The sequence below is a fragment of the Rhodanobacter sp. C03 genome (assembly GCF_002001175.1).
Classification (GTDB): domain Bacteria; phylum Pseudomonadota; class Gammaproteobacteria; order Xanthomonadales; family Rhodanobacteraceae; genus Rhodanobacter.
The window spans coordinates 16674-28900 of record NZ_MUNT01000005.1; the positions used below are offsets into that span (position 1 = coordinate 16674).

The following is a 12227-nucleotide window of genomic DNA, read 5'->3' on the forward strand; positions in this document are numbered from 1 at the left end:
CGTTCAACCCATCGCTTCTTACGGCATCGCGCCCTTGCTCATCGGCGTCGGCGGCGTCGCCACGTTAACCAGCGGCGGCAGGCGAAACAGGCGCAGCGCAATCAGCAGACCCGCCAGCACCAACACGCCGACGAACAGCGCCACGCCGTTCCAGCCGTGCGACGCATAGAACAGGCCGCCGCTGGCACCGGCGATGCTCGAGCCCATGTAGTAGCAGAACAGGTACACCGACGAGGCCTGCGCCTTCGCCGTACCGGCGCGCCGCCCGACCCAGCTGCTGACGATGGAATGACCGCCGAAGAAACCGAACGTGACCGCGACGATGCCGAGCATGATCAGCAGCAACGGCTGCATCATCGTCAGCGCCACGCCGACCAGCATCAGTGCGAACGCGGTCCACAGTACCTTGCGTCGCCCAAGCCGGCCGGCCAGATGGCCCATCCACGCCGAGCTGAACGTGCCGACCAGATAGATGCCGAAAATCAGTCCGACCACCGCCTGGCTCAGGCCGTATGGTGGCGCCAGCAGGCGGTAGCCGAGATAGTTGTAGACCGTGACGAACGCACCGAGCAGCAGGAAACCCTCGACGAACAGCCATGGCAGGCCGCGGTCGCGGAACATGCCGGTGAAACGCCCCAGCACCACGCGCCAGCGCAACGGCTGCGCCACGAAATGCCGTGACGGTGGCAACGCGCGCCAGAAGATCAACCCGGCCAGCACACCAATCGCGCCGACCACGCCCACACCGAATCGCCAGCCGAAGAAGTCGGTCAGCACACCAGTGATCAAACGCCCACCCATGCCGCCGACCGCACTGCCGCTGATATACAGACCCATGCCCAGGCCAATCGACTCGACGTCCATCTCCTCGCCAAGATACGTCATCGCCACCGCCGGCAAGCCGCTCAAGGTCAATCCGAGCATGGTGCGCACCACCAGCAACGCGGGCCAGCTCGGCATCATCGCCGTCACCAGCACCAGCAACGCGGATGAAAGCAGCGACGCCACCATCACCGTCTTGCGCCCCCAGGCATCCGACAGTGCGCCGGCAAACAGCATCGCGAAGGCCAGCACGCCGGTGGTCAGCGACAGCGACAACGCGCTGACCGCTGCACTCACGCCGTAGGCATGACTGAACTCCGGCATCAGCGGTTGCACGCAATACAGCAGGCCGAACGTCGCGAAGCCCGCCGCGAACAGCGCGAGGTTGGTACGCCGGAACTCCGGCGTGCCGTGATGGATCGTCGATGTCGTCTCGGGGCTGTTCATCGGAACAGTGTAATCGCCGCACCGTGCCGATGATCCCGCTACTTAGCGAACCCGGCGTGCAAAGAACGCCACGATCAGTCCGAACAGCAGCATCGCCAGCAGGTTTTCGATAAACGACTGCGTGGTGAAATGCGGCTTCGGCCATGCCGCGGAGAGTGGCACGACCACGTATTCCATGACTCCGAACACGACCACGCCATACAGCGCGCCGGCGGTCACCCAGTGTCGCTTGAGCCACGCCATCTGCCCGGCGGCAAACACGAAGATCGCTGCGATCAACAGCGACATCGCCCACTGCAGTCCCAGCCCCAGCAACGAAATCGGCATGCCGCCCTGGAACGCAGGCTTGCCCAGCAGGCCGCTGGCAATCGCGCGCAGGATGATCAGCGGACTGATGCCGTTGATCACCGCAGCGGAACCGATATCGATCGTGCCGGCGACGAAACCGCCGTACAGGATGGCAGTCAACGTGGAGCTGCGCGTCGTGGTCATCAGCAAGTCTCCTGATTGGGCGTGAGCCTGAACGCAACACCCGGGCAAATGGCGCCAGGCAGCGTGATCAGGCGGTGGGGCGATGCCCACATATAATGCTTCACCCCCACATGCCGGCATGTGCCGCCAGTCATGTCCGATCAATACCGTGATTCGAGTATCCGCAACCAGCCGTTGCCGGGTTCCAGCGGAATCGCCTCGCGCGGCTTGAATTCGACCGCTGGCGGGAAGCCCCCGCGATCAATGTCTTGCTGGGGCACACAGCTGTGGTCGTCGGCACATTCTGAAAACTACTCAGGCACTGCGGTCGCTGCGCAAGGCACGCACCACTTCATCATTGCCGGCCGCGCCGCGCCCACTGACCCAACCGAACAACGCGATGCCGACGATAATCGCCAGCGCGCCGAACAGAGCATAGCCGTGCGGCCACACCTCGTCGAGAAACGACACGCCGAGCAAAGTGGCGAACAGCAGTTCGGCTGCCTGCATCGCCTCGACCGCAGCCAGCGCGGTCGGCTCGCGCCGCACCATGTCGGTGGCGCGGAAGAACATCACCGTGGCGATGGTGCCGGACGACAGCGCCACGCCGCCGGCCAGCAACGCTTCGCGCAGGGTCGGCGGCCCGATCGTGCACCAGGCGATGACAGCGAACAGCAGCCACAGCGGCCAGCTGCACAAGGTCATGCCGAATACGCGCTGCACGGCGTTGATATGGCTTTCGCCATGCTCCAGATGCAGCAGCAGCTTGCGGTTGCCAAGCGGGTACGCAAACGCGGACAGCACCACCGCGCCGATTGCCAGCCAGTCACTCGCCTGCAGCCGCCCCTGCGCATGCCCCCACTGCAGTGCGAATACGCCAGCCACGATCAGCGCACCAAGCGCCAGCGTGCGCCACGCCAGTCGTCGCCGTTCGTCGCGATAGATCAGCGGCGCCAGCAGCGGCCCGGCCAGCACGGTGGTCTGGAAACTGCCTGCGATCAGCCACGACGGCCCGCTGCTGGCCGCCCAGGTCAGCGGAATGCCGAACAACACGAAGCCGACGCTGCTCCAGATCAACCACGTGCGCGGATGCCGACGCAGTTCGCGTGGCAATTCACCCAGCCCGCCCTGCAACGGCAACACCACGGCCAGCAGCGGCAATGTGATCAGATAGCGCAGGATCACCGCCCACGCCCAGTGGCCGCCACCGGCGACCAGGCTGCGGTTGAGCACGTAGGTGAGGGTGAAGAACAACGCCGCACACAACGCCAGACCCACAGCAGCAAGCGAAGACGAACGCATGGAAAATCCGGTGGTGGCGGTCACGGCAAGGCCGCAGTGTTGCAAATCAGCCGTTGAATGCGAAGCACCCCGCGCCCCTGCGCGCCTCCGCATGACTTGATGCACATGCTGCAGCCCGGCACCGGATCCAGACTCGCAGCCATCCACCGTGGAGAAACGATCATGCAGAAGTTTCTACTGGCATCGGCGCTGGCATGGCTCGCGATCCTGCAGGCGCCGACGCTGCACGCGACCGAAGCACCGAACGCGCTGCGCAACCAGCTGGTGGCGATCACGCAGGCCTGGGTGGATGCGCTTCCCCTGGGCAGGCAGGACGTATGGCAGCGCACGTTGGCTGATGGTGCGGTGCTGATCGACGAGTTCGGCCGCATCCAGCACAAGCAGGATGCGGTGGCATCGCTGCATCCCCTCCCGTCGGGTTTGTCCGGCAGCATCGAGCTGCGCAATCCGCATGTGCAGCAATACGGCGATGCGGCCCTGCTGCAAGTCGAGTGGTACGAGCGCGAGAGCGTATTCGGGCAACAGCTGGTGGTGCGGTACCAGTCGCTGCTCACCTTCGTGAAGCAGAATGGTGCGTGGAAACTGGTGGGCGCCGAGGACGTGACGATCCCGACCGCGCCGCCGACATTGCAGGTCGACGGACTCATGCTCGGCGACTACAGCGGCAGCTATCGCTACGGGCCTGACCGTGCGTGGACGGTCAGCGTGAAGGATGGTGTGCTTGGCTACGTCACCAAGGCAGGTCGGTCGTTCAACCGGATCGAGCCAATCGCCAGGGATGTGTTCATGGGTACCGACGATGAAAGGAACCTGCTGATCTTCCGCCGCGATGCCGCCGGCCATGTCAGCGAACTGATCGAGCGGCGCAAGTTCAACGACCTGCACCTCAAGCGCGAGGCAGGCAGCGCCAAAGCCTGAGCCAGTGCGTCACTCCATGTCGGCTGACGACGCCAGTGGCAACTTCAGATGCACTTCCAGTCCATCGCGCAGGCCGTTGCTGGCGTAGATGTCGCCGCCATGGACCTGCACCACGCGCTGCACGATCGCCAGGCCCATGCCATGACCATCGGCGCGCGCCGCGTTGCTGCCGCGGAAGAATGGCCGGAACAGGAATTCCAGTTCCGCATCGGGTACGCCCGGGCCGCGGTCGCTGATCGACAATTCGGCGAACTGCGGCCCTTCGCGCACGGCAAGTTCCACGCTGCCACCTTCCGGACTGAACTTGATGGCGTTGGCGATCAGGTTGTCCAGCGCGCGCTCCAGCAACAGCGCACTGCCCAGCACCATGACTGGCTGGCCCGACGCCAGTTGCAAGCTCACCTTGCGCGCGCCGGCCTCCAGCGCGGCCCGGGCAATGCAGTCCTGAATCAGTTCGCGCAGCTCCAGGCGCTCACGGTTCATGCCGGGGATGCCGCCTTCCAGGCGCGACAGCGTCAGCATTTCCCCAGTCATGCGATCGAGCCGACCGATTTCCTGTTCGGCCTGGCGGAAGTACGAATCCGCCTCTGCTGCACTGGTACTGCGCTGGGCAAAATCGAGGATCAGATGCAGCCGTGCCAGCGGCGAGCGCAACTCGTGCGAGAGATCCTGCAGCACGCCACGATCATGTGCCACCAGCGCCTCGATGCGTTCGGCCATGGCATCGAAATCATAGGCGAGTTGCGCGATCTCATCGTGCGCCATGCCACCCTGGCGGCCAACCCGTGCCGAAAGCTCGCCGGCGGCCATGCGCCTGGTTGCGGCGCGCAATGCCTCGACCGGCCTGGCCACGCTGCGCGCAACCCACCAGCCGAGCAAACCGATGCACAGCAGCGACAGCACCAGCTGGATACTCAGCAGGATGGTTTGCCGGGTCTGCGGCCGTAGTCGCGTATGCGTTCGGCTGAAGGCCACCAGTTGCCGGGCGTGGCCATCGTCACCGACGATCTGCTGCACAGCGACGTAGATGCCTGGCCACGGTTGCACCACGATATCCCGATTCCCCTCAAGCCAGCTCGGCAGCGATTTCTCCACCGACGCATGCAGACGGATCGGATACAACGGCAACCCCTTTTCATACAGGGTCGCCTCGATGCCTTCATGACGCTGTTGCCCGGACCAGTCGGCCAGGGCCGCCGCACCGCCGTTTTCATAGGCCTGGTCGGCGCCTTGCGCCAGCGCCACCCAGTTGATTTCCCTGGCCGTGGTGTATTCGATGAAACCCCGCGTCAGCAGCCCACCGAGCAGCAGGACCAACAAGTTGGCCACGCAGAACCAGATCAGCAGGCGCCAGTACAACGAACTTCTGAACGGATTCATGCCGCTGCCACCAGCAGCACATACCCTGCCCCGCGTACCGATTCGATGCGAGGGGATTGCGCCGAAGCCTCCATCAACTTGTGTCGCAGACGGCTCACGTGCACGTCGACGCTGCGGTCGAAGCGCTCCAGCTCGCGACCCAGCGCGATGCGCGTCAACACGGCCTTGTCGACCAGTTCGCCGGCGCGCTGCGCCAGCGCCAGCAACAGCAGGAATTCGGCACCGGTCAGAGACAGTTCTCTCTCTTCGGCATATGCCCGTCGCTCGCCAGGTTCAAGACGCAGGCTGCCCACCTGCAGCGTTCCAGCCGCGATTGGCGCGTTGCGACGCAGCTGCGCCCGCACACGCGCCAGCAATTCGCGCGGCAGGCATGGCTTGGCCAGATAGTCGTCCGCGCCCAGCTCCAGCCCGATCACCCGATCCACCGCTTCACCGCGTGCGGAAAGCATGATGACCGGCAATCGGTACTGCAGCCGCAGCTCGCGAAGGGTATCCAGACCGTCGCGGCCCGGCATCATCACATCGAGGATCAACAGGTCCGGTCGCGTTGTCTGGTTCTGCAGTTGCGCCAATGCCGTTTCGCTGTCGTGGGCGACATCCACGACAAAGCCTTCACGCTGGAGGTATTCAGCCAGCAGGCTGCACAAGGCGCGGTCGTCGTCGACAATCAGAATTCTGGACATGGTGGCCGCTTGGTTTCTACCCATTCAATCCGTGCGAGAGCACTAACTCCACGGTCTTTACCCATCTTTACCCTTCGGCAAAGAACATATACACAGGATGGTCGTCTAATGGGTGCAAGACATCATCCCCCACAACGACAAAGGTACTACCCATGCGCAAGAGCATCTCTCTCGGCCTGATTCTGGCGTCGGCCGTGGCCGTCACCACCTTCGCTGCCACGGCACAGAGCGCCGGCCAGCACGGCGGCTGGCACTCCCACGGACATGGCCAGATGATGGCCCTGAACAAGCTCAACCTGACCGACGCCCAGCGTGCCCAGATCAAGCAGATCGTCTCGGGCAGTTTCACCCAGAACAAGACCCAGCGTCAGGCGCTCGGTCAGCAGCGCAGCGCGTTTGAATCGATGACCCCGGACCAGGTGGGTTACCAGGCAGCCGCGGCCAGCCTCGCGCAGGCGGAAGGCAGTGCCGCACAGGCACGCGTGCAGCAACGCGCCAACATAACTGCACAGATCTATGCCGTGCTGACCGCGCCGCAGAAGGCACAGCTGGCCACCTTCAAGACCCAGCAGCAGGCCCGCAAGCAGCAGTGGCAGCAGTTCAAGGCACAGCATCCGGTGTCCTCGACCTCGTCGACAACCCCGTAATAAATCGTCACATCGGTCAGCGGCAGGGAGTTGCGCCAGCGGCAGGGCTGGCGCAACTTTTTAATTTAACCGGCGCGGCATGGGTCGATCAGACGGATCCGAGCCGCGATCAGCGATAACGCCAGTGGCCACCGATCCAGATATGCGGCGGCCCCCAGTAGCCAGGCACCCAGACACGCGCCGGATAACCGCGGGCTGGCACCACCACGCAGCCGGTGAGTGAGGCGCTGCCAATCAACAGCAGCGCGGAAACAAGCAGGACAGAGATGGCGCGGCGCATGGGGACACTCCTGTTGGGGATGTGTCACCAAAAACGCGCACTCAGTTTCCGCGATGACTCGAACGCCAACCGGCGATGGTTGGCGTTCATCTCGATCACTGCCGCCTGAACAGAAACCGTCAGTTCCAGCGACCGTTGCTGCCGCCCATGCTGAAACGGCCGGCGCCGAGCAGCCCGATGGCAAGTGCGGTACCGAGATACATGCCCTGCAGTTCCAGCGCCCAGCCGCCGGTATCGGCGAGCGAGACCAGCTGGCTCAGATGCACCAGGGCGAGCGCCACGATCATGTTGATCACGATGATCAGCGCGCCGATCCGCGTCCAGAAGCCGAGCAGCAGCATGATCGGTGCCACCACCTCACCGACATAGACCCCGTAAGCCAGGATCGATGGTAGACCCGCCTGGGCCACCACACCAAGCACGTAACCGGGCCCGTGCATCAGCTTGGAAACACCGTGGAACAGGATCAGCACACCGAGTACAACGCGTAGCACCAACTTGCCCAGATCGGCGGAACCTTGCATGGGAACTCTCCTGACGCGATGGAAAAAAACCGTCGACACGACGGTCTGCACTGCCAGCGCAATCTAACCTAGTCGCAGTCGCCAGACATAGGTCCGATGTCTGACATGGATCCTTTCAGATCACACGCCTGCCAGGCGCGCCACGACAACACGGTAGCGCGCCGCTATGCGCTCCTCATCGTGATGATGGAAGTCGCGTACTTGCCAGTGGCTGCCAACCATCACGTCACGCACCAGCGGCGTGTTGCCGGCGAACAGCAAACTGTCGAGCACGGAACAAGTATCACGCGCAGCCAGCAGCGGCGAGTTGTCGTCCAGCACGATCAGGTCGGCACGCGCACCACCGCGCAACTCGCCAACCGGCAAACCCGCAGCCTGTGCGCCGCCGCGCAACGCGGCACGCCACAACGTCTCACCCACGCTGTCGCCTTCATGCCGCGCGGCGATATTGCGGTGGCGTGTCTGCAGGCGCTGACCGTATTCCAGCCAGCGCAGTTCTTCCACCGGCGAGATCGAGATATGCGAATCCGAGCCGATGCCGAGCGTACCTCCAGCATCCTGATATGCGGCCAGCGGAAACAAGCCGTCGCCGAGATTCGCCTCGGTGGTGGGACACAGGCCGGCCACCGCGCCGCTGCGTGCGATCTGCAGGGTCTCTGCCTCAGTCAGATGGGTCGCATGCACCAGGCACCAACGCGAGTCGACGTCGGCGTGATCGAACAGCCACTCCACCGGTCGCGCGCCACGCGTGGCGAGGCAGTCCTGCACTTCGCCGATCTGCTCGGCGATGTGGATGTGGATTGGGCGGGTTTTCGCCATGTCGCTGGCAAGCACTTCGCGCATCGCCTGCTCTGGCACTGCGCGCAATGAATGCAAGGCGATGCCCACGCGCACATCGTCACTCTCATGCCGGCGCAAGGTTTCCAGCAGACGCAGATAGCCGTCCACGGTGTGACCGAAACGGCGTTGCCGAGCGGTGAGCGCGCGACCATCGAAGCCGCCGCTGATGTACAGCACCGGCAGCAGGGTCAGCGCGATGCCGGCTTCGCGCGCCGCCTCGATCAACGCCAGCGACATCGTCTCCAGCTGCGCATACGGCGTGCCGTCCGGCTGGTGATGCAGGTAATGGAATTCGCAGACCTGGGTGTAGCCGGCCTTGAGCATCTCGACGTAGAGCTGGGCGGCGATCGCTTTGAGTTCGTCCGGACCGATGGCGGCGGCGAACGCGTACATGGTCTCGCGCCAGCTCCAGAAACTGTCGTCGACCCTGCCCTTGCGCTCGGCCAGTCCGGCCATCGCACGCTGAAACGCGTGCGAATGCAGGTTCGGCATGCCAGGCAAGATCCATGCGCCCAACGGTTCGGCTGAAGTCACTGCAGGCTCGACCAGACGTCCACCCGCATCCACGCCAAGCATGGCATCGGCGTGCCAGCCGCCGGGTTGCCAGAGCTGGCCGGCCTTGAAGCTGCGGATGGCTGCGCTATCACTCATGAACCTGCTCCCGTTCCGGTGTAGCGCAGTGTAACCGGGCTGATGACATCCTCTTCACTCGGGCCTCCGCCGCCCTATGCATAATCGTCCCATGGCCAAGAAGACGAATGAGCACACTCCCAAGCTGCTGTTGCGCCAGGCGACGCCTGCCGACGTACCGGCCTTGGTGGCACTCACCGGGCGAATTTACACCCTGGAATGGGGCCATTCGGCGGAGATGCTGCGTTCCCAGCAGACGCACTTCCCCGAAGGCCAGTTCGTGGTGGAGTACGAAGGCACACTCGTCGGCTACTGCGCCACGTTCCGCATCGACGAGGCCACCGCACTGGCTCCGCACACATGGATGCAGATCACCGGCGGCGGCATGGGCTCGCGCCACAAGCCTGACGGCGACTGGCTGTACGGCATGGAAGTGGTGGTGCATCCGGATTACCGCGGCATGCGCATCGGCCAGCGGCTGTACCAAGCACGCAAGCGCCTGTGCATCGACCTCAAGCTGCGCGGCATCGTGTTCGGTGGACGCATCCCGGGCCTGGCCAAGAACATGCAGCGCTACGGCAGCGCCGAGGCGTACGTGCAGGCCGTGGTGGAAGGCAAGCGGCGCGATCTCACCCTGAGCTTCCAGCTCAACAACGATTTCGAGACGATTGGGCTGCTGCGCGCCTATGTGCCGTCCGACTACGATTCGCTCGGTTATGCGGTGCACCTGGTATGGCGCAATCCGCGCCTGCTTGATCATCCGGACATGCCGTCGATCCCATCGACCCAGCGCCTGCCCGACTCGGTGCGGGTGGCTTCGGTGCAGTACCAGCAGCGCCGCATCAAGTCGTTCGAGGAATTCGCCACCCAGGTCGAATACTTCACCGACATCGCCGCCGACTACAACGCCGATTTCGTTACCTTCCCCGAACTGATCACGCTGCAACTGCTGTCGATCGAGAACGAGGAGCTCTCGCCATTCGACACGATCCGCAAGCTGAGCCAGTACACGCCACAGGTAAAGGAACTCTTCAGCCATCTGGCGGTGCACTACAACATCAATATCGTCGCCGGCTCGCATCCGACCGAACAGCCGAACGGCGACATCCACAACGTCTGCTATGTGTGCCTGCGCGACGGTTCGATCCACGAGCGCGAGAAGCTGCATCCCACGCCAAGCGAGCGCAACGTGTGGAACATCACCGGCGGCGACAGCGCGGCGACGGTGCTTACCGACTGCGGGCCGATCGGCGTGATGATCTGCTACGACTCCGAGTTCCCGGAAGTCGCCCGCCATCTTACCGACCAGGGCGCGCTGATCCTGTTCGTGCCGTTCTGCACCGACGTGCGCGAGGGTTACTTGCGCGTGCGCTACTGCTCGCAGGCACGGGCGATCGAGAACCAGTGCTACGTGGTGCTGTCCGGCAACGTTGGCAACCTGCCCGGCGTCAACAACTTCGACATCCAGTACGGCCAGAGCTGCATCCTCACCCCCAGCGACTTCCCGTTCGCGCGCGACGGCATCGCTGCCGATTCCACGCCAAACATCGAGACCGTGCTGTTTGCCGACCTGCGGCTGGAAAGCCTGGCCCGCGCGCGCAACGCCGGCGCGGTGCAGAACCTCAAGGATCGCCGCTTCGACCTGTACGAGACGCGCTGGCGGCCACGTTGAGCCAGCGGAGAGCAGCTTCTGTGGGAGCGACTTCAGTCGCAATGCTCTCGGTTGAAAATGTACAGAAGCATCGCGACTGAAGTCGCTCCCACAACTCTGTCGGTGACGTCTGCGATAATCGCACCATGTCCGAGCCACCCGAACCGGTATCGAAGTCGTCGAACCCGCGCCTGCAGGCCTTGCTCGGCCACGAATTCTTTGCGCCACACCAGTGGAAACGTCGCCTCGTCCTGTGGTCCGGCGCAATATTGGTAGCACTGGCAGCCATCCTGTTCGCCAAGGCCAGCACCTGGGCGTATCAGCTGTTCCAGCACATCCTCAGCTATGGCGTGTGGATTCCGCTGATCCTGACCCCGGTCGTGTTCGGATTGCTTGCCTGGGTCACCGAGGGTCGCTTGCGCGCCACCCGCGGCAGCGGTATTCCGCAGGTGATCGGCACCCTGCATATCGAGGACGAGGGCTTTCGCGAGCGCATGCTGTCGCTGCCGATTGCCGCCGGCAAGATGGCACTGACCCTGATTGCGCTGGCCGTAGGTGCCTCGATCGGACGCGAGGGGCCGACCGTGCATGTCGGCGCCGGGCTGTTCCACTGGCTGGGGCGCCGCTTCGGCTTCACCGATCCCAAGGCCGCCTCGCGCTTCATCCTCGCTGGTGGTGCCTGTGGCATCGCTGCCGCCTTCAATACCCCACTGGCCGGCGTGGTGTTCGCGATCGAGGAACTCGCCGGCACCTTCGAGCATCGCTTCAGTGGCCTGCTGCTGACCGCCGTGATCATCGGCGGCGTGGTGTCACTCGGCATCATGGGCAACTATTCCTATTTCGGCAGAGTGCAGGCCGATCTGCCGTTGGGTCATGCCTGGCTGGCGGTGCTGCTCACCGGTGTCATCTGCGGCCTGCTGGGTGGATTGTTTGCGCGACTGATCCTGCTCAGCCGGCACGGACCACTGGCTTACATCGGCCGGCTGCGTTCGCAAGCACCGGTGCTGTTCGCCACCGGCTGCGGACTCGCGTTGGCGCTGATCGGGCTGTACTCGCACAACACGGTCTACGGCACCGGTTACGACCAGGCGCGGGCGTTCGTGCAGGAAGCGGCACTCACTCCGGGCCAGGGTTTCGGCATCGCCAAACTGCTGGCCAATGTGGTGTCGTACTGGGCCGGCATTCCCGGCGGCATCTTCTCGCCCGCGCTGGCCGTCGGTGCCGGCCTCGGCCACAACATCGCCTACTTCCTGCCGAACGTACCGGCCGCATCGGTGGTGCTGCTGGGGATGAGCGCCTATCTGGCCGGTGTCACCGGTGCGCCGCTGACCTCGGCGGTGATCGCGATGGAGCTGACCGACAATCAGGACATGGTGATCCCGATCATGGCCGCCTGCCTGCTCGCCCGCGCGGCGGCGTCGCTTTTCTGCCCCACGCCGGTGTACAAGGATTTCGCCGAGCGCATGGTGCAGGACTTCGAGCGGCAACAGGCCGCGCATGCCGAAAGCACCGAACAGGCCAGACTGGAAGCTGAGGCATTGCAGCACGTCGGCCATACCAGCGCCTTCGACGAACCGGCCGCTCCGCAGGATGACCTGGACGATGAGTCATCCAGCCAGCCATGAACGCAGC

The 12227-nt window shown here is 64.2% G+C and carries 12 protein-coding genes; 4 read left to right on the forward strand and 8 right to left on the reverse strand.

What is annotated here, in order from left to right; translation table 11 throughout:
• Positions 1-18 precede the first annotated feature (18 nt).
• The 3 genes from B0E48_RS06890 to B0E48_RS06900 all read right to left on the reverse strand — a co-directional run bounded on the left by B0E48_RS06890 (position 19) and on the right by B0E48_RS06900 (position 3042).
• On the reverse strand, positions 19-1269 hold the full coding sequence (locus tag B0E48_RS06890; RefSeq protein ID WP_077517265.1) for an MFS transporter: 1251 nt from the start codon (positions 1267-1269) through the stop codon (positions 19-21).
• A 42-nt stretch (positions 1270-1311) separates the two neighbouring features.
• On the reverse strand, positions 1312-1761 hold the full coding sequence (locus B0E48_RS06895; RefSeq protein WP_077517266.1) for a hypothetical protein: 450 nt from the start codon (positions 1759-1761) through the stop codon (positions 1312-1314).
• Between the two features lie 294 nt (positions 1762-2055).
• Positions 2056-3042: a multidrug resistance efflux transporter family protein gene (locus tag B0E48_RS06900; protein ID WP_077517657.1), complete on the reverse strand. Its 987-nt coding sequence runs from the start codon at positions 3040-3042 to the stop codon at positions 2056-2058.
• A gap of 162 nt (positions 3043-3204) precedes the next feature.
• Between B0E48_RS06900 and B0E48_RS06905 the strand changes: the two genes are divergently transcribed.
• A complete protein-coding gene (locus B0E48_RS06905) occupies positions 3205-3960 on the forward strand; it encodes a nuclear transport factor 2 family protein (protein WP_168170306.1) in 756 nt (251 codons plus the stop codon).
• A 9-nt stretch (positions 3961-3969) separates the two neighbouring features.
• On the opposite strand, the gene B0E48_RS06910 is transcribed toward B0E48_RS06905, so the two are convergent.
• A complete protein-coding gene (locus B0E48_RS06910; protein WP_077517270.1) occupies positions 3970-5340 on the reverse strand; it encodes a HAMP domain-containing sensor histidine kinase in 1371 nt (456 codons plus the stop codon).
• Positions 5337-6023 carry a response regulator gene (locus B0E48_RS06915; protein WP_077517272.1) on the reverse strand — a complete coding sequence of 229 codons (687 nt, stop codon included), beginning with the start codon at positions 6021-6023 and terminating at the stop codon, positions 5337-5339. The genes B0E48_RS06910 and B0E48_RS06915 overlap by 4 nt, the downstream gene beginning before the upstream one ends.
• 152 nt (positions 6024-6175) lie before the next feature.
• On the opposite strand from B0E48_RS06915, the gene B0E48_RS06920 reads away from it, so the two are divergent.
• The gene (locus B0E48_RS06920; protein ID WP_077517274.1) at positions 6176-6670 is read left to right on the forward strand and encodes a Spy/CpxP family protein refolding chaperone; all 495 of its coding nucleotides are present in this window, start codon (positions 6176-6178) and stop codon (positions 6668-6670) included.
• Between the two features lie 109 nt (positions 6671-6779).
• On the opposite strand, the gene B0E48_RS17740 is transcribed toward B0E48_RS06920, so the two are convergent.
• The 3 genes from B0E48_RS17740 to B0E48_RS06930 form a co-directional block, all read right to left on the reverse strand.
• Positions 6780-6950 carry a hypothetical protein gene (locus B0E48_RS17740; protein WP_168170307.1) on the reverse strand — a complete coding sequence of 57 codons (171 nt, stop codon included), beginning with the start codon at positions 6948-6950 and terminating at the stop codon, positions 6780-6782.
• 119 nt (positions 6951-7069) lie between these two features.
• Entirely contained in the window at positions 7070-7474 is a 405-nt protein-coding gene (locus B0E48_RS06925; RefSeq protein WP_077517276.1) for a DoxX family protein, read from the reverse strand.
• Positions 7475-7594: 120 nt separating this feature from the next.
• A complete protein-coding gene (locus B0E48_RS06930; RefSeq protein WP_077517278.1) occupies positions 7595-8965 on the reverse strand; it encodes a formimidoylglutamate deiminase in 1371 nt (456 codons plus the stop codon).
• Positions 8966-9056: 91 nt separating this feature from the next.
• On the opposite strand from B0E48_RS06930, the gene B0E48_RS06935 reads away from it, so the two are divergent.
• Both B0E48_RS06935 and B0E48_RS06940 read left to right on the forward strand, forming a co-directional pair.
• Entirely contained in the window at positions 9057-10616 is a 1560-nt protein-coding gene (locus B0E48_RS06935) for a bifunctional GNAT family N-acetyltransferase/carbon-nitrogen hydrolase family protein (RefSeq protein WP_077517280.1), read from the forward strand.
• 125 nt (positions 10617-10741) lie between these two features.
• Positions 10742-12220, forward strand: a complete 1479-nt coding sequence (locus B0E48_RS06940; RefSeq protein WP_077517282.1) for a chloride channel protein — start codon at positions 10742-10744, stop codon at positions 12218-12220.
• Positions 12221-12227 lie beyond the last annotated feature (7 nt).

Bases quoted from the DNA above. Each gene is read 5' to 3' on its own strand.
- B0E48_RS06890 (WP_077517265.1), bottom strand. From the start codon at position 1,269: ATGAACAGCCCCGAGACGACATCGACGATCCATCACGGCACGCCGGAG.
- B0E48_RS06895 (WP_077517266.1), bottom strand. From the start codon at position 1,761: ATGACCACGACGCGCAGCTCCACGTTGACTGCCATCCTGTACGGCGGT.
- B0E48_RS06900 (WP_077517657.1), bottom strand. From the start codon at position 3,042: ATGCGTTCGTCTTCGCTTGCTGCTGTGGGTCTGGCGTTGTGTGCGGCG.
- B0E48_RS06905 (WP_168170306.1), top strand. From the start codon at position 3,205: ATGCAGAAGTTTCTACTGGCATCGGCGCTGGCATGGCTCGCGATCCTG.
- B0E48_RS06910 (WP_077517270.1), bottom strand. From the start codon at position 5,340: ATGAATCCGTTCAGAAGTTCGTTGTACTGGCGCCTGCTGATCTGGTTC.
- B0E48_RS06915 (WP_077517272.1), bottom strand. From the start codon at position 6,023: ATGTCCAGAATTCTGATTGTCGACGACGACCGCGCCTTGTGCAGCCTG.
- B0E48_RS06920 (WP_077517274.1), top strand. From the start codon at position 6,176: ATGCGCAAGAGCATCTCTCTCGGCCTGATTCTGGCGTCGGCCGTGGCC.
- B0E48_RS17740 (WP_168170307.1), bottom strand. From the start codon at position 6,950: ATGCGCCGCGCCATCTCTGTCCTGCTTGTTTCCGCGCTGCTGTTGATT.
- B0E48_RS06925 (WP_077517276.1), bottom strand. From the start codon at position 7,474: ATGCAAGGTTCCGCCGATCTGGGCAAGTTGGTGCTACGCGTTGTACTC.
- B0E48_RS06930 (WP_077517278.1), bottom strand. From the start codon at position 8,965: ATGAGTGATAGCGCAGCCATCCGCAGCTTCAAGGCCGGCCAGCTCTGG.
- B0E48_RS06935 (WP_077517280.1), top strand. From the start codon at position 9,057: ATGGCCAAGAAGACGAATGAGCACACTCCCAAGCTGCTGTTGCGCCAG.
- B0E48_RS06940 (WP_077517282.1), top strand. From the start codon at position 10,742: ATGTCCGAGCCACCCGAACCGGTATCGAAGTCGTCGAACCCGCGCCTG.